At 72.9% G+C, this 22,739-nt stretch carries 13 protein-coding genes; 3 read left to right on the forward strand and 10 right to left on the reverse strand.

Features of this window, described 5'->3' with window-relative positions:
• Positions 1-80: 80 nt before the first annotated feature.
• The 5 genes from nudC to ACZ6I3_RS37610 all read right to left on the reverse strand — a co-directional run bounded on the left by nudC (position 81) and on the right by ACZ6I3_RS37610 (position 10,271).
• Complete coding sequence (nudC, locus tag ACZ6I3_RS37590; RefSeq protein ID WP_469420830.1) at positions 81-1,025, reverse strand: NAD(+) diphosphatase; 945 nt, start codon at positions 1,023-1,025, stop codon at positions 81-83.
• Between the two features lie 156 nt (positions 1,026-1,181).
• Entirely contained in the window at positions 1,182-2,585 is a 1,404-nt protein-coding gene (locus ACZ6I3_RS37595; protein ID WP_469420831.1) for a dipeptidase, read from the reverse strand.
• 10 nt (positions 2,586-2,595) lie between these two features.
• Positions 2,596-6,117: a UvrD-helicase domain-containing protein gene (locus ACZ6I3_RS37600; protein WP_469420832.1), complete on the reverse strand. Its 3,522-nt coding sequence runs from the start codon at positions 6,115-6,117 to the stop codon at positions 2,596-2,598.
• Between the two features lie 114 nt (positions 6,118-6,231).
• Positions 6,232-9,582 (reverse strand): ATP-dependent helicase, encoded by a 3,351-nt coding sequence (locus tag ACZ6I3_RS37605; protein ID WP_469420833.1) that lies wholly within the window; start codon positions 9,580-9,582, stop codon positions 6,232-6,234.
• Positions 9,583-9,848: 266 nt separating this feature from the next.
• Complete coding sequence (locus ACZ6I3_RS37610) at positions 9,849-10,271, reverse strand: MGMT family protein (protein WP_469420834.1); 423 nt, start codon at positions 10,269-10,271, stop codon at positions 9,849-9,851.
• Positions 10,272-10,457: 186 nt separating this feature from the next.
• Here ACZ6I3_RS37610 and ACZ6I3_RS37615 point away from each other — a divergent pair, with 186 nt between their 5' ends.
• The 3 genes from ACZ6I3_RS37615 (at position 10,458) to ACZ6I3_RS37625 (ending at position 16,441) form a co-directional block, all read left to right on the forward strand.
• Entirely contained in the window at positions 10,458-13,169 is a 2,712-nt protein-coding gene (locus ACZ6I3_RS37615) for a lysylphosphatidylglycerol synthase domain-containing protein (RefSeq protein WP_469420835.1), read from the forward strand.
• 114 nt (positions 13,170-13,283) lie between these two features.
• Entirely contained in the window at positions 13,284-14,831 is a 1,548-nt protein-coding gene (locus ACZ6I3_RS37620; RefSeq protein WP_469420836.1) for an alpha/beta fold hydrolase, read from the forward strand.
• Positions 14,832-14,968: 137 nt separating this feature from the next.
• A complete protein-coding gene (locus tag ACZ6I3_RS37625; protein WP_469420837.1) occupies positions 14,969-16,441 on the forward strand; it encodes an alpha/beta hydrolase in 1,473 nt (490 codons plus the stop codon).
• Positions 16,442-16,512: 71 nt separating this feature from the next.
• Here the strand turns inward: ACZ6I3_RS37625 and moeZ are convergent, their stop codons facing one another.
• From moeZ to ACZ6I3_RS37650, 5 genes are all read right to left on the reverse strand, one after another.
• Positions 16,513-17,691 carry an adenylyltransferase/sulfurtransferase MoeZ gene (gene moeZ, locus ACZ6I3_RS37630; RefSeq protein ID WP_469420838.1) on the reverse strand — a complete coding sequence of 393 codons (1,179 nt, stop codon included), beginning with the start codon at positions 17,689-17,691 and terminating at the stop codon, positions 16,513-16,515.
• A gap of 63 nt (positions 17,692-17,754) precedes the next feature.
• Positions 17,755-18,504, reverse strand: coding sequence for a spherulation-specific family 4 protein (locus tag ACZ6I3_RS37635; RefSeq protein ID WP_469420839.1), 750 nt, complete (start codon positions 18,502-18,504; stop codon positions 17,755-17,757).
• Positions 18,492-19,451 carry an NAD-dependent epimerase/dehydratase family protein gene (locus tag ACZ6I3_RS37640; protein ID WP_184590714.1) on the reverse strand — a complete coding sequence of 320 codons (960 nt, stop codon included), beginning with the start codon at positions 19,449-19,451 and terminating at the stop codon, positions 18,492-18,494. The genes ACZ6I3_RS37635 and ACZ6I3_RS37640 overlap by 13 nt, the downstream gene beginning before the upstream one ends.
• Positions 19,452-19,602: 151 nt before the next feature.
• Positions 19,603-20,877 (reverse strand): hypothetical protein, encoded by a 1,275-nt coding sequence (locus ACZ6I3_RS37645; protein ID WP_469420840.1) that lies wholly within the window; start codon positions 20,875-20,877, stop codon positions 19,603-19,605.
• A complete protein-coding gene (locus ACZ6I3_RS37650) occupies positions 20,874-22,565 on the reverse strand; it encodes a DUF3492 domain-containing protein (RefSeq protein ID WP_469420841.1) in 1,692 nt (563 codons plus the stop codon). The genes ACZ6I3_RS37645 and ACZ6I3_RS37650 overlap by 4 nt, the downstream gene beginning before the upstream one ends.
• Between the last annotated feature and the right edge of the window lie 174 nt (positions 22,566-22,739).

Raw genomic sequence — 22,739 nt, forward strand, 5'->3', positions numbered from 1 at the left:
GGGAAGGCGGTTCCTGAGGCGGCTCGGGAACCGCCTTCTCCGTCTGCGCGGCCAGGGTGTGTACGTGGCTCACACGGGCGTCAGGCCACGCTCCTCATCGGGAGCGGCTTGCCGTACCAGAGCTCGATCAGGCGGGCCGCGATCGAGATGCCGTACGGCGGGAGCACCTCGCCGGACTCGAAGGCGGCGCGCAGGTCGTCGCGGGAGAACCAGCGGGCCTCGTGGATCTCGTCGCCGTCGACCTCGATCTCGGTCGAGGTGGCGCGGGCCATGAAGCCCAGCATGAGGCTGGACGGGAAGGGCCAGGGCTGGCTGGCGACGTACTCGACCGGGCCGACGGTGATGCCGACCTCCTCGTGGACCTCGCGCCGCACCGACTGCTCGATGGACTCTCCGGGCTCGACGAAGCCGGCGAGCGTCGAGAAGCGGCCCTCGGGCCAGTGGACCTGGCGGCCGAGGAGGAGGCGGTCGTCCTCGTCGGTCACGGCCATGATCACGGCGGGGTCCGTGCGCGGGTAGTGCTCGGCGCCGCAGGCCTGGCAGCGGCGGATGTGGCCGGCCGCCGCGATGACGGTGCGCTCGCCGCAGCGCGAGCAGAAACGGTGCGTGCGCTGCCAGTTCTCCAGACCCACCGCGTGAACCATCAGGCCCACGTCACGGGCGGACAGGAGCAGGCCCGCCTCGCGCAGGCCCGCCGGGCGCGCGGACTGGTCCATACGCCCGGGCAGGGAGTCCTTCTGGAGGGCGAAGTAGCTGACGCCGTCCTCGTCGATGCCGAGGAAGTAGCGGTGCGCCTCGGTGAGGGGGGCCTCGAAGGAGGGGGTCATGACGAGTTCGGTGTGCCCGTCCGCCGTCTCGTCGATGAGGACCTGGCCGCCGGAGACCACGAAACAGCGCGTCGAAGGGTGGCTCCACGCCGCCGCGAGCCAGGCCTCGTCGAGCCGGTGGCGCGCGCCCCTGTCGATGCCGCTCGGGGCGGTGAGCGAGATGGGTCGGTCGGCGTTCTGGTCGGTCCAGGTGGTCACTGGTGCTTCCAACTCCCCGGTGGAACGGTCGGGTTCGGCGGGCTGATCAGCGGGACGTACGGCGGGAGGCGACCGGGTCCGGCAAGGCTCGGGCGGTGCGGGGCGGCTCTTCCAGTGTGCCCCTCGCGCGCGGCCGGTCCGGGCGGCCCGGGACGCTCAGGGCGCATGGCGCCAGTTCTCGGCGAAGTCGCCCCACAGGTACGCCGTGGTCTCGACACCCTTGAGGAGCAGGTCGAGTTCCACTTTCTCGTTCGGGGCGTGCCAGCCGTCGGACGGGACGGAGATGCCGAGGAACAGCACCGGAGCACCGAGCACGTCCTGGAGGTCCGCCGCCGGTCCGGAGCCGCCCTCGCGGGTGAAGCGGACCGGCTGCTCGAAGGCCCGGCCCATCGCGCGGGCGACCGACTGGAGGGCCGGATGGTCCAGCGGGGTCAGGCAGGGGCGCGTGGCCCCGCTGAACGTGATCGCGCAGCGGATCCCGGCGGGCACCTGCTGCCCGGCCCAGGCGCGGACGGCCTTCTCCACATGGCCGGGGTCCTGGCCCGCCACCAGCCGGAAGGACAGCTTCACCAGGGCGGAGGACGGAACGATCGTCTTGCTGCCGGGGCCCTGGTAGCCACCGCCGATGCCGTTGACCTCCGCGGTGGGGCGAGCCCAGACGCGCTCCAGGGTGGTGTACCCGGCCTCCCCCTGGGCGGCGTACGACTTGGCCGTGCGCAGCCACTGCGACTCGTCGAAGGGCAGCTCGGCGAAGAGTTCGCGTTCGCAGTCGGTGAGCTCGACCACGCCGTCGTAGAAGCCCGGGATCGCCACCCGCGCGTGCTCGTCGTGCAGGGCGGCGACCAGGCGGGCGGCAGCCGTCGCCGGGTTGGGCACCGCGCCGCCGAAGGAGCCGGAGTGGATGTCCTGGTCGGGGCCGTGCAGCCGTATCTCGCACTCGGCGAGGCCACGCATTCCGGTGCACACCGTGGGGGTGTCCTCGGACCACATGCCGGTGTCGGAGACGATCACGGCGTCGGCGGCGAGCCGCTCGGCGTGCTGCTCGGCGAGGGCCCTGAAGTGGGGCGAGCCGGACTCCTCCTCGCCCTCGATCAGCAGCTTCAGATGCACGGCCGGGGTGGTACGGCCGGTGGCGGCGAGGTGAGCGCGGACGCCGAGGGTGTGGAAGAACACCTGGCCCTTGTCGTCGGCCGCCCCGCGCGCGTAGAGACGGTCCTCGCGGACGACGGGCTCGAAGGGGTCGCTGTCCCAGCCGTCCTCCCGGGCGGCGGGCTGCACGTCGTGGTGGCCGTAGACCAGCACCGTGGGCGCCTGCGGGTCGTCGGAAGGCCACTCGGCGAAGACGGCGGGCGCGCCGGGGGTCTGCCAGACCTCGGCCGTCGGGAACCCGGTCTCCTTCAGCTCGGCGGCGAGCCAGTCGGCACTGCGTCGTACGTCGGGCGCGTGGTCCGGCTGGGCGGACACCGACGGGATGCGCAGCCACTCGACGAGGTCGTCGAGGAAGGCGTCGCGATGCTGCTGGATGTACGTACGGACGACGCTGTCCGGGGTCTGGCTCATGGTCACGAGCCTATCGGCCCGCACTGACGTCCTCGGAGTGCGGTTCCTCACCGGGCGGCTCCTCACTCAGCAGCCGCTCCAGCGCCGCGCGGTCCGGCAGGTCCTCGGGGCGGACGATCTCGCCGCTGCGCACGTACAGGAACGCGGCCGTGACGGATTCCGTGGGGACGCCCTGCTGCTCGGCCCAGGCGAGGCGGTAGACGGCGAGCTGGAGGGGGTCCGCGGTGCGTGCGCGGTTGGTCTTCCAGTCGACGATCTCGTACGTCGTGCCCTCACCGTCGCCCTCCTTGTAGACGGCGTCGATGCGGCCCCTTACGACGCGGCCGGCGAGCGCGAGCTGGAAGGGGGCCTCCACCCGGTAGGGCGTGCGGTGCGCGTACTCGGTCTGCTCGAAGGCCTCCTTGAGGGCCTCCAGGTCCCGTTCGTCGGCGATCTCCGCTTCGCGGCCGGGCAGCTCCTCCGGCTCCAGCAGGGGCAGCGTCAGCTCTTCGAAGCGGGCCTCGACCCAGGCATGGAAGCGGGTGCCGCGGCGGGCGGCGGGCTGGGGCGGACGGGGCAGCGGGCGGGCCAGCTCCTGGGCGAGGCCGTCCGGGTCGGCGGCCAGGAGCAGCAGCTGGGAGGCCGTGAGGGAGGTGGGCAGGGGGACCTCGGTGACGCTGTCGCGGGCGCGCAGGAGTTCGCCGGTGAGGGCGTCGAGGTCGCGGTCCCAGGAGGCGATGGTGCGGGCTTCCTCCGGGGTGAGGTGAGGGCTGCGGTGTGGGTGTGGGTGTGGGTGTGGGTCCTGAGGTTCCGGTGGCCCCGCCTGGTGGGGGACCGTGGGGCCGACCGTCGGCCGGGCGTCGCCGTCCGCCGCCGCCACTGCTTCTGCTTCTGCTTCGTCGAAGGGGCCTTCGTCGAAGGGGGCTTCGTCGAAATCGAAGGGGTCGGGCCCGTCGTACGGAGGCTCGTCGTCCTCGGGGGGCGGGGGCCACTCCGGGTCGTCGAACGCGTCCGGGTCGTGCACGGCCGCCGGGTGCCCGTCCTCGTGGGACGCGAGATCCTCCAGGTGGGCCAGGACGGTCTCGGCGGCGGCGCGGCGGCGGGCCAGGGCCGCCTCGTCCAGGGGCAGGGGCCACACCTGGTCGGCGGTGGCCCGGTGCAGTGCCGGGTTCTCCTCGTCCTCGGCGGGTTCGTCCGCCCAGGCCTCGATCTCGCCGTACCCGGCCGCGCAGTGCTCGTAGAGGTCCTGGAGGAAAGCGGAGGGTCCGCGGCGCTTCTTCTGGGTGGGTCCCCACCAGTGGCCGGAGCCCAGAAGCAGGGAGCGGGGGCGGGTGAAGGTGACGTAGCCGAGGCGGAGTTCCTCGGTGTGCTGGTGGTCCTTCATGGCCTCGTGGAAGGCCTTGAGGCCCTTGGCGTCCCAGGAGGTGATGTCGGGGAGGGTGTCGGCGTCGCCGCGCAGTCCGTGCGGCAGGACCTTGCCCTGGGAGGTCCACTTCTCGCGGCCCTGGCTGCTGGGGAAGGTGCCGGTGACCAGGCCGGGGACGACCACGACGTCCCATTCCAGGCCCTTGGACTTGTGGGCGGTGAGCACCTTGACGGTGTTCTCGCCGCCGGGGAGGGCGTTGTCGAGGCCCTTCTCGTACTGGGCGGCGGTGCGCAGGAAGCCCAGGAAGGCGAGCAGGCTGGCCTCGTTGTCGCCGGCGGCGAAGGAGGCGGCGACGTCCAGGAAGTTGGAAAGTGTCTCGCGGCGCCGCGCCGCCAGGGCGTGCGGGGACGCCGACAGCTCCACCTCCAGGCCGGTGACGGCGAGGACGCGGTGCAGGACGTCCATCAGCGGGTCGGACAGGGAGCGGCGCAGGTCGCGCAGTTCGGTGGCCAGGCGGGCGAAACGCACGCGCGCGTCGGGCGAGAAGGGCAACCGGTCGCCGTCCCCGTGGCCGTCCAGCGGCGTCTCCAAAAAGGTGTCGAGGGCGTCCGCGAGGGAGATCACCTCGGCCGGGTCGACCCCCTCGACGGCCTCGGCGAGGCGGCGGTCCGGGTCGTCGTCGCCCTCCACGCGCGCGTGGGTCACGAGGAGCCGGGCCCGCCGCCCCAGCAGGGCGAGGTCGCGTGGGCCGATGCGCCAGCGCGGGCCGGTCAGCAGGCGGACCAGGGAGGCGTTGGCGCCGGGGTCCTGGAGCACCTCGCAGACGGCGACGAGGTCGGCGATCTCGGGCAGATGCAGCAGTCCGGACAGACCGACGACCTCGACCGGGATGTCCCGGGCCACCAGTGCGCCCTGGATCTCGGAGAAGTCGGTCGCCGTGCGGCACAGGACCGCGATCTCGCCGGGTGCCGTCCCGGTCCTCACGAGATGGGCGACGGAGTCGGCGGCCCAGTCGATCTCCTCGGCGTGCGTGCGCAACAGGGCGCACCGCACGATGCCGTCGCGTTCGGCCCCGGGGGCGGGGCGGAGGGCCTCCACGCCCGCGTGCAGGGCGCGCAGGGGCTCCGCGAGGCCGTTGGCGAGGTCGAGGAGGCGGCCGCCGCTGCGGCGGTTCTCGCTGAGCGCCTGGCGGGTCGCGGGGCGGCCGTCGGCGCGGGCGAAGTGCTCGGGGAAGTCGTCGAGGTTGGCCACGGAGGCGCCGCGCCAGCCGTAGATCGCCTGGCAGGGGTCGCCGACCGCGGTGACCGGGTGGCCGGTGCCCTCGCCGAACAGGCCCGCCAAGAGGACGCGCTGGGCGACGGAGGTGTCCTGGTACTCGTCGAGCAGGACCACCCTGAACTCGTCGCGCAGGGCGCGGCCCACCTCGGAGATCCCGGCCAGCCGGGCCGACAGGGCGATCTGGTCGCCGAAGTCGAGCAGGTCCCTCTCGCGCTTGGCGGCCCGGTAGCGGTTCACCAGCTCGGCCAGCTCGCGGCGCGCGGCAGCTGCTTCGGGGACCTTGCGCAGGTCGGCGTTGCTGAGCTTGACGCCACGCAGGGTCAGCAGCAGTTCGGCGTCGTACGCGCGCAGCGCCTCGGGGCGTACGAGGTGCTCGGCGAGTTCGGCGTCGAGGGCGAGGAGGTCGCCGACCAGGTCCGGGAAGGAACGGGTCAGGGCCGGGTAGGAGCCCGGGGCCTCGCGCAGGACGCGCGCGGCGAGCTGGAAGCGGGTCGCGTCGGCGAGCAGCCGGGATGTGGGCTCGAGCCCGAGGCGCAGCCCGTGGTCGGTCAGCAGACGGCCCGCGAAGGAGTGGTACGTGGAGATCACCGGCTCGCCCGGCGGGTTGTCCGGGTCGATGGCGTCCGGGTCGGTGACGCCGGCCTTGACCAGCGCCTTGCGGACGCGCTCGGCGAGTTCGGCGGCGGCCTTGTTGGTGAAGGTGAGGCCGAGCACCTGCTCGGGGGCGACCTGGCCGGTGCCGACCAGCCACACCACGCGGGCCGCCATCACCGTCGTCTTGCCCGAGCCGGCACCGGCCACGATCACCTGCGGGGCGGGCGGCGCGGTGATGCAGGCCGTCTGCTCCGGGGTGAACGGGATGCCGAGGAGCTCCTTGAGCTGTTCGGGATCGGTGATACGGGCTGGCACAACGAAAGAGGCTAGTGGTGACCACTGACAGCGGCGGCCGGATCGGTCTCCGGGGAGGATCCGGGGAGGCCTCGGGGAGGAAGAAGCCCAGGTCAGAGCATGTGGTGCGATAGATCACTCGACGACATGGCGGCCTTCCTGCCGCGCGCTGCACGAGGCCCGGAACGAGCAGTGCGTGCAGTGCTGCCCGGCGGTCGGCGTGAACCGCTCGTCGAGGACCTTCCCGGCGGCGGTGGCCAGCAGGTCGCCAACCCACTCCCCCTCCAGCGGCTCCTGGGCCTGCACCTTGGGCAGGGTCTCGCCGCCGTCGCGCTGGGCGGCGCCCTGCCGGAGATGGACGAGTTCGGCACCGCCCGGCTCGGGACGCGCGCCGTCGAATACGTCGTCGACGGCACCCTCGCCGACGGCCAGCTGGTAGACGGCGAGCTGCGGGTGGCGCTCCACCTCCTTGCCGGTGGGCGCCTGCTTGCCGGTCTTGAAGTCGACCACGTAGGCGCGGCCGTCGCCGTCCGCCTCGACGCGGTCCATCTGGCCGCGGATGCGCACCTGGTAGTCGCCCGCTTCGAGGGTGACGTCGAAGTCGTGCTCGCTGGCGACCGGGGTACGCCCGGTGCGGTCCATGACGTGCCACTGGAGGAACCGTTCGAGTGCCACGCGCGCGTTGTCCTTCTCCTGGTCCGACTTCCAGGGGGCGTCGAAGGCGAGGGCGTTCCACACGGAGTCGAGGCGTTCCATGAGGACGGAGAGGTCGGCCGGGGTGTGCCCGGAGGCGACCTCGTCGGCGAGGACGTGCACCACGTTGCCGAAGCCCTGCGCGGCGGTCGCGGGCGCGTCGGCCTTCACCTCGCGGCCCAGGAACCACTGCAGGGCGCAGGTGTTGGCCAGCTGGTCGAGGGCGCTGCCGGAGAGCACGACGGGCTGGTCGCGGTCGCGCAGCGGCACTTTGGACTCGGTCGGTTCGAACATGCCCCACCAGCGGTAGGGGTGCGCCGACGGCACCAGGGGGCGGCCGTCCTCGTCGGCGAGGGCGGCGAGCCGGGCCAGGCGGCGGGCGGCGGCTTCCCGGAGGGCGTCGGAGACGCGCGGGTCGACCGTGGTGGCGCGCAGTTCGGCCACGAGTGCCGCGACGGACAGCGGGCGGCGCGGGCGTCCGGTGACGTCCTTGGGTTCGACGCCGAGTTCGGTGAGAAAGCGGGAGGGCTGGTCGCCGTCGTCCGCCGGGGCCTTGACCGCGGTGACGACCAGGCGTTCACGCGCGCGTGTGGCGGCCACGTAGAACAGGCGGCGTTCCTCGGCGAGCAGCGCGCCGGGAGTGAGGGGTTCGGCGAGTCCGTCGCGCCCGATGCGGTCCGCCTCCAGGAGGGAGCCGCGACGGCGCAGGTCGGGCCAGAGCCCCTCCTGGACGCCCGCGACGACCACGAGGCGCCACTGAAGGCCCTTGGAACGGTGTGCGGTCATCAGGCGGACGGCTTCGGGGCGTACGGCACGCCGTGTGAGGGTGTCGGCGGCGATGTCCTCGGCCTCGATCTCCTCCAGGAAGTTCAGCGTGCCCCGGCCTCCGGTGCGCTCCTCGGCGCGTGCCGCCGTCGCGAACAGCGCGCAGACCGCGTCCAGGTCGCGGTCCGCGTTGCGCCCGGCCGCGCCGCCCCGGCGGGCGGCCCGCTCCAGCCGCGCGGGCCACGGTGTGCCGTCCCACAGGTCCCACAGCGCCTCCTCGGCCGTACCGCCGCCCGCGAGGCGCTCGCGGGCCTTGCGGAGCAGCGCCCCGAGCCGCTGGGCCCCGCGCGCGTACGCGGGGTCGTGCACGGCCAGCCGCACGGGCTCGGCGAGCGCCTGTGCGAGAAGCACGTCGGAGGGTGGCGGCAGCGGGTTGCCCGCGGCCCGCTCCTCGTCCCGCAGGGCCCGGCCGAGGCGGCGCAGATCGGCGGCGTCCATGCTCGCGAGGGGGGAGGTGAGGAGGGTGAGGGCGGTCTCGGTGTCGAGCCAGGAGGGGTCCGGCTCGGCGGAAGGGCCCTCCTGGGAAGCGGATGGGCCCTCCTTGGAAGAGGCCTCCCCCTCGGGAGCCCTCGACGCCTCCGCCGCGGCCACCGCCCGAAGCGCCGTCAGCAGCGGCGCCACCGCCGGTTCGTGGCGGAGGGGTACGTCGTCGCCGTCGACGTCCACCGGGACGCCGGCCGCCGTGAGGGCGCGGCGGACCGTGGGGACGGTGCGGGAGCCGGCGCGCACCAGCACGGCCATCTCGCCCCACGGGACGCCGTCCTCCAGGTGGGCCCTGCGGAGGATGTCGGCGATGTTGTCCAGCTCCGTCCCCGAGGTCGGGTACGTGTACGCCTCGACCCGGCCGCCGTCCCTCACGGGCGCGAGGTCGCGGTGGGCGCGCGCCTTCTCGGCGGGCAGGCGGGTCAGCGGCATGCGCTGGGTCAGCAGCCGGGTCGCCGCCAGCAGGCCGGCGCCGGAGCGGCGGGACGTGCGCAACACCGCGACGGGGGCCGGGCGGCCGTCCGCGCGCGGGAAGGCGTGCGGGAAGTCCAGGATGCCGTTCACGTCCGCCCCGCGGAACGTGTAGATCGACTGGTCGGGGTCCCCGAAGGCGACAAGGGTGCGGCCACCGCCCGCCAGGGCGTGCAGAAGTCGTACCTGAGAGGGATCCGTGTCCTGGTACTCGTCGACGTAGACGGCGTCGTACCGGGCGGCGAGCCACGCGGCGACCTCGGGCCTGCGGGCGAGGAGCACCGCCCGGTGGACGAGTTCCGCGTAGTCGATCACGCCCTGGAGGTCGAGCACGTCGAGGTACTCGGCCAGGAAGGCGGCCGCCGCACGCCAGTCGGGGCGTCCCGTGCGGTGGGCGAAGGCGTCCAGGGCGTCGGGGCCGAGGCCCAGCTCCCTGCTGCGGGCGAGGACCGCGCGGACCTCGTCGGCGAAACCGCGCGTGGTCAGACAGGCGCGCAGTTCGTCCGGCCAGCGCACGTGGGCGAGGCCGAGCCGCTCCAGGTCCACCTGGCCCGCGAGCAGCTCCCGCACGGAGACGTCCTGCTCGGGGCCGGACAGCAGCCGCATCGGCTCCACGAACAGGTCGCTGTCCTGCTGGGCGCGGACCAGGGCGTAGCAGAACGAGTGGAAGGTGGTCGCCCGGGGAGCGCGGGCCGCCCCGGCCCGGGTGGCCATGCGGTCACGCAGTTCGACGGCGGCCCTGCGGCTGAACGTGAGGACCAGGACCCGCTCGGGGTCCCCGCCCCGGGCGATGCGCTCGGCCACGGACTCGACGAGCGTGGTGGTCTTGCCGGTGCCCGGACCTGCGAGGACGAGCAGCGGGCCGGCCGCGTGGTCAACCACGGAGCGCTGCGAGGCGTCCAGAAGAGGGGGGGCCACCCGGGCAGGAGGGGTACGTACCAGTCGGTAAGCGCCATGGCTCCCCCGCCGCACCCGGGGGTGCGACAGGCCGCTGGTGGAGGAAGAGGAGCTCACGTGGTTCGCCGGTCCTGGTGGAAGTACTGGTTGGCGGGCCACCGCGCGTGGCGGGCGGTGACCGCGGGGTGACGGGGACACGCGCAGCCGACGCTACGCCGACGGGTGAGGCGGAAGCAGGGCTTCCCCTTCTTCCCGCCGGCCACTCGCGGCACTCGTGCCACTCATGCCCCTCGCCTCACGAACGTACGTCATGGCACCGACGTGCCCCGATTCCCCCGTCCGGATCACGGGCCACACGGGAGGCCGTCCGATGGCGGAAGCTGTCAGGTGTGACCCTCCGCGCGTTCGCCGCCGTCCCACCGCGCTCGTCGCATGTCGATCCGCGGCAGGTGGCCCTCGGCGGCCCGGCTCGCCTCCTTCAGGGGCGTGCCCTCCGCGCGGTAGTGGTCGAGCGCCCGCTGCTGGTGTCCCGGGAGCAGGACGCCGTCCGCGCGCACGACCCGCCACCACGGCACGGCACCCCCGTAGAGAGCCATCACACGTCCGACCTGCCGCGGACCGCCCTCCTCCAGCCACTCGGCCACGTCCCCGTATGTCATGACACGGCCCGGCGGGATCAGTTCGGCGACGTCGAGGACCCGCTCGGCATACGCGGGCAGGGCTTCCCCGGGTTCCTCACGGGCGCCGTCGTACCCCGTGCGGGTGTCCTGCGCGCCTGCTTCCTCCGGAAGGCTCTCCTCGCTCATCCGCCCCATCCTGCCCCACCCCACCGACAACGGGACGCGTGTACCCGCGAGCGCCTCCCTCGCCCGGCAGGACCGCGTCGGGCAGACTGTCCGCCCCCGCATGTGCACCCTGATGCCCCCGCGTATCGGTGCGGCATGCCACCATCGTGCGGGCGGTGACCGGTGATACGAGACCAAGAAGAGACGATGAAGCAGCAGGGTGCGCATTCCGAGGACACGGGGGGCACCTCTGACGCTTCGTCGCGCCCGGAGTCTCCGGAGGACCGTCCGAAGACGGCCGGCGAGGAGCCCGACATCGCGCACATCGACGAGGTGGAGGGCGACGAACCGCTGCTCCCCGCGCGCGTGCACCGCCCGTCCGATCTGATGCGTCTCCTGGTGGGCGTGCTCGCCGTCGCGGTGCTGATCGGGATCGCCGCGTTCGCGCACGGCACCACCTCGGGCCTCGAACAGGACATCAACAAGGGCACCGGGCAGGCACCCGACCTGCTCATCAAGATCGCGGGTCTGGCGTCCAGCATCGCGATCCTGCTGGTGCCGGTCGCCTTCGCGATCGAGCGGCTGATCAAACGGGACGGCCTCAGAATCGCCGACGGCGTGCTCGCCGCGGTCCTCGCGCACGGTGTGACACTCGCCACCGACCTCTGGGTCGCCCGGGCCGCCCCCGACTCCATCCAGGAGGCGCTCACCCAGCCCTCCCCCGGGGACATCCACGCGCTGACCGATCCCGTGCACGGCTATCTGGCGCCGGTCATCGCCTATATGACCGCCGTCGGCATGTCACGCAGACCCAGGTGGCGCACGGTGCTGTGGGTCGTGCTGCTGCTCGACGCCTTCTCGATGCTCGTCACCGGGTACACGACACCGTTCTCGATCATCCTGACCGTGCTGATCGGCTGGACCGTGGCCTACGGCACGCTCTACGCGGTCGGCTCGCCCAACGTCCGGCCGACCGGGCAGACCCTGATGGCCGGCCTGCGGACCGTCGGCTTCCGCCCGGTCAGCGCGTCACGCGAGGACACCTCGGACAACCCGGACACCGGCGACCGGGGCCGGCGGTACTTCGTCACGCTCGAGGACGGCCCGCCGCTGGACGTCACGGTGGTCGACCGGGAACAGCAGGCCCAGGGCTTCTTCTATCGCGCGTGGCGCAATCTGACCCTGCGCGGCTTCGCCACCCGCAGCAGCCTCCAGTCGTTGCGCCAGGCCCTGGAGCAGGAGGCGCTGCTGGCGTACGCGGCCATCGCGGCCGGCGCCAACGCGCCCAAGCTGATCGCCACCTCCGAGCTCGGCCCCGACGCGGTCATGCTCGTCTACGAGCACAGCGGCGCACACACCCTCGACTCACTGCCGGACGAGGAGATCACCGACGATCTGCTGCGCGACACCTGGCACCAGGTGAAGGCCCTGCAGTCCCGCCGTATCGCGCACCGCAGGCTGGTGGGCGACGCGATCCTGGTGGATCGTTCCGGCACGGTGATCCTCACCGACCTGCGCGTCGGCGAGATCGCGGCCGGCGACCTGCTGCTGCGCATGGACATCTCCCAGCTGCTGGTGACCCTCGGCCTGCGGGTGGGCGCCGAGCGGGCGGTGGCCTCTGCGGTGGGCGTGCTCGGCCCGGACGCGGTGGCGGACTGTCTGCCGATGCTCCAGCCCATCGCGCTCAGCCGCTCCACGCGCGCGACGCTGCGCAAACTGGCCAGGGAGCGGGCCCAGCGCGAGCGCGAGGCGGTTCTGGAGGCGTCCCGGCTGGCCAAGCAGGCCCGCCTGGAGGAGTCCTCGTCGGACGAGGCCGCGCCGGTCCCGGAGAAGACGGACAAGAAGGCCGTACGGGCGGAGCAGCGGGCCGAGAAGCGGGCCATCGACGAGGCCGTGGAGGAGGCGCGCGAGGAGGACCTGCTGACGCAGATCCGCCACGAGGTGCTGCTGATCAGGCCGCAGGCACCGGTCGAGCCGGCCCGGCTGGAGCGGGTACGGCCGCGCACACTGATCAGTTTCATGGCCGGCGCGATCGGCGCGTACTTCCTGCTGACGCAGCTCACGCACATCGAGTTCGGGCCGCTCATCGCGAACGCCGAGTGGGGCTGGGTCGCCGCGGCGGTGCTGTTCTCGATGTGCAGTTATCTTGCGGCGGCGATGGCTCTGCTGGGGTTCGTGCCCGAGCGGGTGCCGTTCCTGCGGACCGTGGCGGCACAGGTCGCCGGCTCGTTCGTGAAGATCGTCGCCCCGGCGGCGGTGGGCGGTGTCGCCCTGAACACGCGCTTCCTGCAGCGCGCGGGGGTGCGGCCGGGGCTCGCGGTGGCGAGCGTGGGCGCGTCGCAGTTGTTCGGGCTCGGCTGCCACATCCTGATGCTGCTGGCCTTCGGCTACCTGACCGGGACCGAGAAGACGCCGTCGCTGTCGCCGTCCCGGACGGTCATCGCCGGTCTGCTGACGGTGGCGGTGCTCGTGCTCGTGGTGACCTCGGTGCCGTTCCTGCGGAAGTTCGTCGTCACGCGCGTGCGGTCGCTGTTCGCGGGTGTCGTGCCGCGCATGCTGGACGTGTTGCAGCGGCCGCAGAAGCTGGTCACCGGCATCGGCGGCATGCTGCTGCTGACCGCCTGCTTCGTGATGTGCCTGGACGCGTCGATCCGCGCGTTCGGCGACGAGTCCACCTCGATCAGCCTCGCCAGCGTCGCCGTCGTCTTCCTCGCGGGCAACGCCCTGGGGTCGGCGGCTCCGACACCGGGCGGTGTGGGCGCGGTCGAGGCGACCCTGACGGTCGGTCTGATCGCCGTCGGCCTCCCGAAGGAGGTCGCGGCACCGGCCGTCCTGTTGTTCCGCCTGCTCACGCTGTGGATCCCCGTGCTGCCGGGCTGGCTGGCCTTCAACCACCTCACCCGCAAGCAGGCCCTCTGACGCCAGTGGCCGGCGGGCGGGGATTCCGGCACAGCTTTTGGCAACACCAACCCCTCCTACCTCGTACGACACGCGTCCCGCGCGTCCGGCCCCGTGCCGCCGCAGGATGGAACCATGCCTTCGCTCCTCCGGCTGCGCGCCGCCGTCCTGACCGCCACCGCCGTGCTGCTGTCCACCGTGCTGGCGGGCTGCGGTGACGACGACACCAAGGGCGAGGACCTCACGCGGCAGGAACTGAGCTGGAAGGCCTGCCCGGCGCCGGACGAGGCCCAGGGCGGAGGCACCCCGCCCTCTCCCCTGCCGGACGACGGCGAGTGGCAGTGCGCCACCATGAAGGCCCCTCTCGACTGGGACGATCCCAAGGGCGACACCATCGGCATCGAGTTGATCCGGGTCCGGACCAGCGGCCCCGCGAGCGAACGCATCGGCTCGCTCATCTTCAACTTCGGCGGCCCCGGCGGCTCGGGCGTCACCGCGCTGCCCGGCTTCGCCGAGGACTACAAGACCCTGCGCACCCGCTACGACCTGGTCAGCTTCGACCCGCGCGGCGTCGGCCGCAGCGACCCCGTGATCTGCGAGAACGACCAGCAGCTCGACGCGTACTTCCAGCAGGACGCCACGCCCGACGACAGCGCCGAACGCACCGAGCTCCTGGACAACACCACGGAGTTCAACGACGCCTGCGAGGAGAACTCCGAGACGATCCTGCCGCATGTGCGCACCACCGACGCGGCCCGCGACCTCGATCTGATGCGCCAGGTCCTCGGCGACGACAAGCTGTACTACTTCGGCATCTCCTACGGCACCGAACTGGGCGGCGTCTACGCGCACCTGTTCCCCAAGCGGGTCGGTCATGCCGTGTTCGACGCCGTCGTCGATCCCACGCAGAACCCCGAGCAGGGCTCGCTCGGACAGGCCAAGGGCTTCCAGACCGCGCTCGACAACTTCGCGGAGGACTGCGTGTCCAAGACCGAGGAGTGCCCCATCGGTGACAGCGCGCAGAATGTGAAGGACCGTATCGCCACGCTGCTGAAGGACCTCGACAGCAAGCCGATCCCGGGCGTCTTCCCTCGCCAGCTGACCCAGACAGCGGCGACCAACGGCATCGTGCAGGCGCTGTACTCGCAGGACTTCTGGGAGTACCTCACGGACGGCCTCGATCAGGCGTACGACGGCGACGGCAGCATCCTGATGCTGCTGTCCGACTCGATGAACGGGCGCAGCGAGAACGGCGAGTACGACAACTCGACCGCCGCCCACACCGCCATCAGCTGCTCCGACTCCAAGCCGCGCTACGACACCGCCTACGTGGAGCAGAAGCTGCCCGAGTTCCGGGCCGCGTCCGCGCTGTTCGGCGACTATCTGGCGTGGGGCATGATCGGCTGCACCGACTGGGCCGTGGCGGGCGCCGCCGACCACCCGGACGTGAGCGCGCCGGGCTCGGCACCGATCCTGGTCGTCGGCAACACCGGCGACCCGGCCACCCCCTACGAGGGCGCGCGGAAGATGGTGGACGCGCTGGGCGAGGGCGTCGGTGTCGAGCTGACGTACCGGGGGCAGGGGCACGGCGCCTACAACAGCAAGAACAAGTGCGTGCAGGGCGCGGTGGACGGTTACCTGCTGGACGGAAAGGTGCCGCAGGCGGGGACCGTCTGCACCTGACAGCAGCCACGACCCCAACAAAGCCGCAGGTCAGAAGGTTATCCACAGGCCGACACGGCCGGCGCGGGATCTGCCTACCATGGCCTGACCGCCATCCGCAGCACGGTGCGGACGGCCTGCGAGGGGGGACTGGGCGCATGGCGCGCTTCGTACGGTGGACCGCTGTGGCGGTCACCTCGGCACTGCTGGCGGCGGGCTGCGGCGGCGGCTCGTCCGACGACGGCAAGGGCGGCGGGCTCTCCTGGGGCCGCTGCAAGGCCACCGCCGACGCCCCCGCGCCGAGCGGCGAATGGCAGTGCGCGACGTTGAAGGTGCCGCTGGACTGGTCGAAGCCGGACGGCGAGACGATCGGACTGGGACTGATCCGCGCCAAGGCCCGCGGCGACGACCGCGTCGGCTCGCTCCTGTTCAACTTCGGCGGCCCCGGCGCCTCGGGCCTGTCCATGATGCCGTCGTACGCCCCGACGGTCTCCGGGCTCCGTGAGCGGTACGACCTAGTGAGCTGGGACCCACGCGGGGTGGGCGCCAGCGAGGGGGTGCGCTGCCGCGGCGACAAGGAGATCCAGGCCGCCGAGTCGGTGGACGTCACCCCCGACACACCGGCCGAGGAGAAGGCGTACTTCCAGGACGCCGCCGACTTCGGCAAGGGCTGTCAGAAGGACGCCGGGAAACTCATGGCGCATGTCTCGACCGCCGACTCGGCCCGCGACATGGACCGTATCCGGGACGTCCTCGGCGACGATAAAATGCACTACTTCGGTATCTCGTACGGCACCGAACTGGGCGGCACCTATGCCCACTTGTTCCCGGAGAACGTGGGGCGGATGACGCTGGACGCGGTCGTCGACCCCGGCGCGGACACCGTGGGCCACGCCCAGAACCAGGCCAGGGGCTTCCAACGCGCGCTGAACGGCTATCTCGAATCCACGGGCCAGGACCCTCGGGAGGGCACGCGGAAGATCGCTGAACTGCTGCGACGGATCGATGCCCGGCCCCTGCCGACGGCCACGCCCGGGCGGAAGCTGACGCAGACGCTCGCGGTCACCGGCCTGACCCTCCCGCTGTACAACAAGGAGAGCTGGCCGACGCTGACCAGCGCCCTCGACGCGGCCGAGCGGGGTGACGGCTCGGAGCTGCTGACCCTCGCCGACGGCTACAACGATCGCGCCCCGTCGGGGCACTACGGCACGACGACCCACTCACAACGGGTCATATCGTGCCTGGACGACAGGCAACGGCCGACCGCGGCCCGGACGAGGGAGCTGCTGCCGGAGTTCGAGAAGATCTCCCCGGTCTTCGGCACCTTCCTGGGGTGGGACACGGCCGGCTGGTGCCACGACTGGCCGGTGCCCGGACAGCACGACACCCCGGAGGTGAGCGCCCCCGGCGCGGCGCCGGTCCTGGTGGTCGGCAATACGGGCGACCCGGCGACCCCGTACGAGGGGGCCAGGAGGATGGCCGACGAGCTGGGCAAGGGCGTCGGAGTGATGCTCACCTGGCGGGGCGAGGGGCATGGCGCGTACGGCAGCGGGAGCGACTGCGTGGACTCCACGGTGAACGCGTATCTGCTGGACGGATCGGTCCCGAAGGACGGCAAGGTCTGCTCATGACGACGGCGGGGGCTTCGCGCACTCGTGGTGCCCGAAGCCCCCGCCGCTCGGGAAGGGTGGCCGGATACGGCTCAGTACACCGGCTTGTCCGGCTCGATCTGGTTGACCCAGCCGATCACGCCGCCGCCGACGTGGACCGCGTCCGAGAAGCCCGCGGACTTGAGGACCGCGAGGACTTCCGCACTGCGGACACCCGTCTTGCAGTGCAGGACGATCTTCTTGTCCTGCGGGAGGCTCTCCAGGGCGGCGCCCATGAGGAACTCGTTCTTCGGGATGAGCCGGGCGCCCGGGATGGAGACGATCTCGTACTCGTTCGGCTCGCGGACGTCGATGATGTCGATGCCCTCGCCCTCGTCGATCCACTCCTTGAGCTGCTTGGGAGTGATCGTGGAGTCGGCGGCCGCCGCCTGGGCCTCCTCGGAGACGACGCCGCAGAAGGCCTCGTAGTCGATGAGCTCGGTGACGGTCGGGTTCTCGCCACAGACCGCGCAGTCCGGGTCCTTGCGGACCTTGACCTGGCGGTACTGCATCTCCAGGGCGTCGTAGATCATCAGTCGGCCGACCAGCGGGTCGCCGATTCCGGCGAGCAGCTTGATGGCCTCGTTGACCTGGATCGAGCCGATGGACGCGCACAGCACACCCAGGACGCCGCCCTCGGCGCAGGAGGGGACCATGCCGGGGGGCGGGGGCTCCGGGTAGAGGCAGCGGTAGCAGGGGCCGTGCTCGGACCAGAAGACGGAGGCCTGGCCGTCGAAGCGGTAGATCGAACCCCAGACGTACGGCTTGTTCAGCAGCACGCAGGCGTCGTTGACCAGGTAGCGGGTCGCGAAGTTGTCCGTGCCGTCGACGATCAGGTCGTACTGGCTGAAGATGTCCATCACGTTGTCGGCCTCGAGCCGCTCCTCGTGAAGGATCACGTTCACGTACGGGTTGATGCCGAGGACGGAGTCGCGGGCGGACTCGGCCTTGGGGCGGCCGATGTCGGCCTGGCTGTGGATGATCTGGCGCTGCAGATTCGACTCGTCGACCTCGTCGAACTCCACGATGCCGAGGGTGCCGACACCGGCGGCGGCCAGGTACATCAGCGCCGGCGAGCCCAGGCCGCCGGCGCCCACAGCCAGCACCTTGGCGTTCTTCAGGCGCTTCTGCCCCTCCATCCCGACGTCGGGGATGATCAGGTGGCGGGAGTACCTGCGGACCTCGTCTACGGTGAGCTCGGAAGCCGGCTCGACCAGGGGTGGCAGCGACACGGGGGCTCCGTTGGTCGGTCAATCACTACGGTTGTTCTCCCCGTAACAGTGCCATGCGCTTTTTCATTCCGAGACACCTGTTCCGACACGCGAGACGATTTCGTCCCAGTAGCCGGGCATCGACTCCCAGGGATCGGTGCGTCCGCCGCAGTCCGTGCGGTCGGTGAAGTAGATCGTCGCGGCGCCCTGCCAGCGGGCGATGCCCAGCGCCTCCCCCAGATGGGCACGGGGCACTCCGTGGACGAAGTGGCAGAAGCGCTCGGGCGAGTGGTCGGCGCTCCACTCGGCCACCTGCGACCAGCGGTAGTCGCTCCACGGGCCGGAGAAGGTGACCAGCTGGTCGGCGAGTTCGGCGTACCCCGGGTGCGGGTGGATGCCGTGGCCGAGGACGATGTGGGCCTCGTCACGGATCACACGGAGCGTGGCGACCGTGCGGCGCACCTCGGGCAGCCCCACATGGTCCGCCGGGCAGCGCTCCAGGAGGAAGCCGTCGACCTGGTACCAGTCGACGAACCGGTGAGCATCCGAGATCAGCTCTCCGAAGTTCCGGGTGCCGTACCGGGTGTCGAGATGGCCGAGGACCCGGATGCCCGCGTTGCGCAGGCGGCCGGCCGCCTCCAGGCAGTGCGGGTCGGGGCGGGCGCCGGGGCCGCCGGCCACATTGAGGACGACCCAGTGCAGCGGGGTGCCGGGTCGGGTGAGTTCGCCCCACTCGGTGGGGGCGAGGAGGGGGTGGGCATAGCCGGGGACGCCGACACCGGGGCGGAGTTCGGTGCCGGAGGTGCGTGGTCGCGTGCTGGTCAGATGCGGCATGCCGCCTCCATCCAGATGTCGGCGAGGGACTCCTCGAGGCCGATCCGGGGGCGCCAGCCGAGCCGGTCGCGTGCGGTGCGCACGTCGGCCTGCTGCCAGCTGCCGCAGCCGTCGGGGTACGGGTACGCGACCTGGGGGGCGTGGTCCGGTTCCGGGCGGGGGTGGCCGATGGCCGGACGCAGGGCGCCGGGAGGGCCGTCGAGTTCGTGGAGGGCGCCGCCGTATCCGGCCACGCGGGCGAGGACAGCGGCGGCGTCGCGCAGGCGCACGGCGCGGCCGGAGCCGATGTTGATGACGCCTTGTGCGGCGGAGAGCGAGGCGGCGTGGACGGCGCGGGCGACGTCGCGGACGTCGACGAAGTCGCGCTGCGCGCCCAGGCCGCCGAGTTTCAGCTCACCGTCGCCGGACTGCATGGCGCGGCGCATGGCCTCGGCGAGACGCCCGAGCGGGGATCCTGCGGGGGTGCCGGGTCCGGCCGGTGAGAAGACGCGCAGGACGACGGCGTCCAGGCCGGAGCCGAGGACCAGTTCGGTGGCGGCGAGTTTGCTCACGCCGTACGGGCCGCCGGGCCGGGGGACGGCGTCCTCGGCCGTGGAGGAGCCGGGCTGGCTGGGGCCGTACTCCGCGCTGCATCCGATCTGCACCAGACGGGCGCCGCAGCCGCTGCGGCGCAGGGCCTCGCAGACGGTGGCCACGGCGACGGTGTTGTGGCGGGTGAGTTCGCGGGCGCCGCCCCTGGTGGCGCCGGCGCAGTTGACGACGACGCCCGGGTGGACCGCGTCGAGGAAGCGGGTGAGAGCGCCGGGGCTGCCGGAGGCGAGGTCGAAGCGGACGTCGGCGTCGTCGCCGCGGCCGAGGGCGGTGAGCTGCACGGCCGGGTCGGCGAGCAGGCGGTCGGCGACGAAGCGCCCGATGTAGCCGTTGGCTCCGATCAGCAGGACTCTCATCGCGCGGCTCCTGGGACGGCTGGGACTCCTGGGTGGGTGGTCATCGGACTTCTCCTTGGTGCGGGGCGGACGGGACGGGGCGGGTGCCTCCGGCGGTGGGCCGGTGCCTGTGGCCTGAGGCGGGAGCGGGCGGTCCTGGCTCCCGGGGCGGTCACCGTGAGGGGGACGGCGGTGCGTGGGCCGAGGCCCTGGTGAGCTTGCGCGTCGCGTGGACGAGAAGGGCCAGGGCTCCCGCTCCGCAGACGAGGGCGGGGACGCTCCCGGCACCCCAGAGGCTGACGAGGGTCTCCACGGGTGTGCCCAGGAGGCCGAGACCGGGGAGGCGGGCGATGAAGACCGTGGCGAGGGCGGCTGCCTGGACCGTCGCCGTCGCGGTGAGGACCACGGCCGGGGCGTAGACGAACCCATGGGTGGCGAGGAGACGGGCGATGAAGAGAAGGGCGCCCAGGGCGAGGGCCTCCGCGTAACCCGCGGGCTCGTCGAGGACTGCCTCACAGAGGGCGAGCAGGGCCGTCAGCGCGCCCAGGAAGAGGACGACTGTGCCGAGCAGGAGCGGTCGTACGGCGGCGGCGAAGTCCTCGAGGCCGCGGCTCGCCGTGAGCCTGCGGCGGCCACGCGCGGTGAAGAGGTGGGCGATCCAGGCCGCGGGCGCGCAGGCCAGGGCGAGGGCCAGGACCGGGGCGACGGTGAGGGGCCAGGGGCCGTCGGCCGTGCCGGTGGGCAGACCGTCGGGGCCGCCGGTGACGGCGCTGTGGAGCAGGCCGTTGCCCAGGAGGGAGTAGGCGATGAGCCAGGAGGTCCAGAGGGTGCTTCCGGCCGGGGCGGTGCGGTCGGTCCGGCTCAGGGGGCCTCGGCGGAGGGCCGCGCGGAGGGCCAGGCCCACGGCGAGGACGCCTGCTGCCGCGGCGAACAGGCGCGAGCGGCCGTGGGTGAGGTGCGCGGCGGTCACGGCGGCGGCGCACAGCGCGCCCGGCAGGAGCGTCAGGAAGACCCAGTCCGCACGCGCCCGGGGAGCATCGGGCTCCGGGGACGCGGGTGTGTCCCCGTCTCGGGAGACGCGCGCGTACATCTCCTCGGCGAGGGAGAAGACGTCCCGGTGGCGGAAGCGGGCCGCGGTCCGCTCGGTGATGCCGTGCGCTTCCAGTCCCGCCGCGATCTCGAGGGGGTCCACCGCGCGTTCGCAGAGTTCCCGGTGACGGTGCATCAGCGCCTTCACGGGGTCGGCGGCACCGCGGCGCAGGGAGGTCGGCCTGCGGTCGGCAGCCGGTTCCTGTGTCACGGACGGCTCGCTGTCGGCGGCCGGTTCCGGGGCCGGTGAGGCCGGTGCGGCCGTGGTCGCGGAGCCGGATGCCTGTTCCGCGGGGGCGTCCGCTGCTCCCGGGTCGGCGGGTGTTCCAGGACGGTCCAGTGCGCCCAAGTCGTTCATCGCGCGCTCTCCGGGGCGGGGACGGGAGTGGTGGCTCGTACGGGACTGCCTCCGGTCCAGCCGGGGCCGCCGCGGGCGGCGAGGCCGGGTGTCGGGGTGGCCCAGCGGACCGGGACGCGGGCCTCGGCGGGCACCGCGAAGGGCAGCGGCGCCCCCGCCGCGTCGAGGACGACACGGCGGACGGGAGCGCGCGAGACGATCTCCAGGTAAATGCCGTGAAATGCCTCGATGTTCTGCTCGACCGTGAACAGTTCGAGGGCACGGGCCCGGGCGGCGGCGCCCAGTCGCGCACGGCGCTCCGGGTCGCGCAGCAGCGCGACGCACGCCTCGGCGAGCGCTCGCGGATTGCGCGGCGGTACGACCAGCCCCGTGCCGCCGATGACCTCCACGACCGCGCCGACGTCCGTCGACACCGTCGCGCGACCGCAGAGCATGGCCTCGACCAGGCCGGTCGGGAAGCCCTCGACGACGCTGGACAGGACGGTCACGGCACCCGAGGTGTAGGCGTCGGCGGGGACCAAGAGCTCCGGCCCGCCGATCTCCTCGAACGACACCGGGTTGTGGCCGGCGGCGTGCGGGCCCTCGGCCTCGTCGGGGAAGAGCTGGGCGGCCAGCGCCCTGCAGTGGGCGAGATAGGCCGCGCCCTCGGTGCCGGCGGGGGCTCCGACGATGCGCAGGCGCGTCCTCGGCTCCTGCTTGCGGATCTCGGCGAAGGCGTGCAGCAGGGAGACCAGGTCCTTGGCGGGCTCGACGCGGCCGACCCAGACGAGCGCGTCCGGGTCGGCGCACTCCGCGGACTCACCCACCTCCCCGAAGGGCCGGGCGTCCATGCCGGGGTAGACCGTGCGGAGCTTCTCGCGGTCGGCACCGCAACGCTCCTGCCAGCGGCGGGCGTGCGTGTTGCCGGCGGTGACGACCTCGGCCTGTCCGTAGGCCTCGGCGGCGAGTCTGCCGTGGAAGGCCGCCAGCAGGGACCGTACGGCGGACGGGGCGTCGGGGGCGGTGAGGTAGTGCGTCCGCAGGCGCACGCCGTACTCGGTCACGAGCAGGGGGACACCGGTGAAGTGGCGGGCCAGCAGGCCCGGCAGGGCGGCCGGGCCGCCGGACGCGGCGTGGCAGAGGTCGACCGCGCCGAGTCCGTCGTCCTCGTACCAGTCGAGGGACAGAGGGCGCAGCGCACGGTCGAGGTCCGCGGCCACGGCGAGCAGATCCGGGACCCGGGCCTCGCGCGCGGCGCGGTGAGCGCCGGGCGCACGACAGGCGCGTTCCAGCGCGCGTACGGCGGTCTCGGAGCGGAGAGCGCCGGCCAGGCCGCCCTCCTCGCGGGCGAGTTCGGCGAGGCCGTACAGAGCGTTGGCGAAACGGTCCGCCTCGGGGGTGGAGGCTCCCTCGGACGGCGCCCCGCACAGCACGGCGGCCAATTCGCCGAAGCACTCGGTGAACCGCCGGCGCGCACGGCGCCCCAGGACGATTCCGTCGTCCTCGGCCATCCACAGCGGGGCGGTGCGCACCCTGCGGACGTTCGGCGACAGCGGGGTCCAGCCCTCGTCCTCCTGGTGTTCACTGCGACTGAGCGCGTAGACGTCGAACTCGTGCTGTGCGAGTCCGCGCACCAGCCGGTCGCACCAGAGCCTGGCGTCACCGCTCACATACGGATAGCCACCCTCGGTAAGCAGTCCGATGCGCACGTGTGCACCCCCGATCTCCCGTATGGGGAGCCGCCGTTGCCCGGCGGCTCGCAGCGGGACGAACGTATGCGGTCCAGGCGGTGGGGGGGGGGGGGGGGGGGGGGGGGGGGGGGGGGGGGGGGGGGGGGGGGGGGGGGGGGGGGGGGGGGGGGGGGGGGGGGGGGGGGGGGGGGG

The sequence above is a fragment of the Streptomyces sp. NPDC041940 genome (assembly GCF_055589465.1).

Coding starts and splice junctions, on each gene's coding strand:
- ACZ6I3_RS37595 (WP_469420831.1), bottom strand. CDS start 2,585: ATGAGCCAGACCCCGGACAGCGTCGTCCGTACGTACATCCAGCAGCAT.
- ACZ6I3_RS37610 (WP_469420834.1), bottom strand. CDS start 10,271: ATGAGCGAGGAGAGCCTTCCGGAGGAAGCAGGCGCGCAGGACACCCGC.
- ACZ6I3_RS37615 (WP_469420835.1), top strand. CDS start 10,458: ATGAAGCAGCAGGGTGCGCATTCCGAGGACACGGGGGGCACCTCTGAC.
- ACZ6I3_RS37620 (WP_469420836.1), top strand. CDS start 13,284: ATGCCTTCGCTCCTCCGGCTGCGCGCCGCCGTCCTGACCGCCACCGCC.
- ACZ6I3_RS37625 (WP_469420837.1), top strand. CDS start 14,969: ATGGCGCGCTTCGTACGGTGGACCGCTGTGGCGGTCACCTCGGCACTG.
- ACZ6I3_RS37635 (WP_469420839.1), bottom strand. CDS start 18,504: ATGCCGCATCTGACCAGCACGCGACCACGCACCTCCGGCACCGAACTC.
- ACZ6I3_RS37640 (WP_184590714.1), bottom strand. CDS start 19,451: ATGAGAGTCCTGCTGATCGGAGCCAACGGCTACATCGGGCGCTTCGTC.
- ACZ6I3_RS37645 (WP_469420840.1), bottom strand. CDS start 20,877: ATGAACGACTTGGGCGCACTGGACCGTCCTGGAACACCCGCCGACCCG.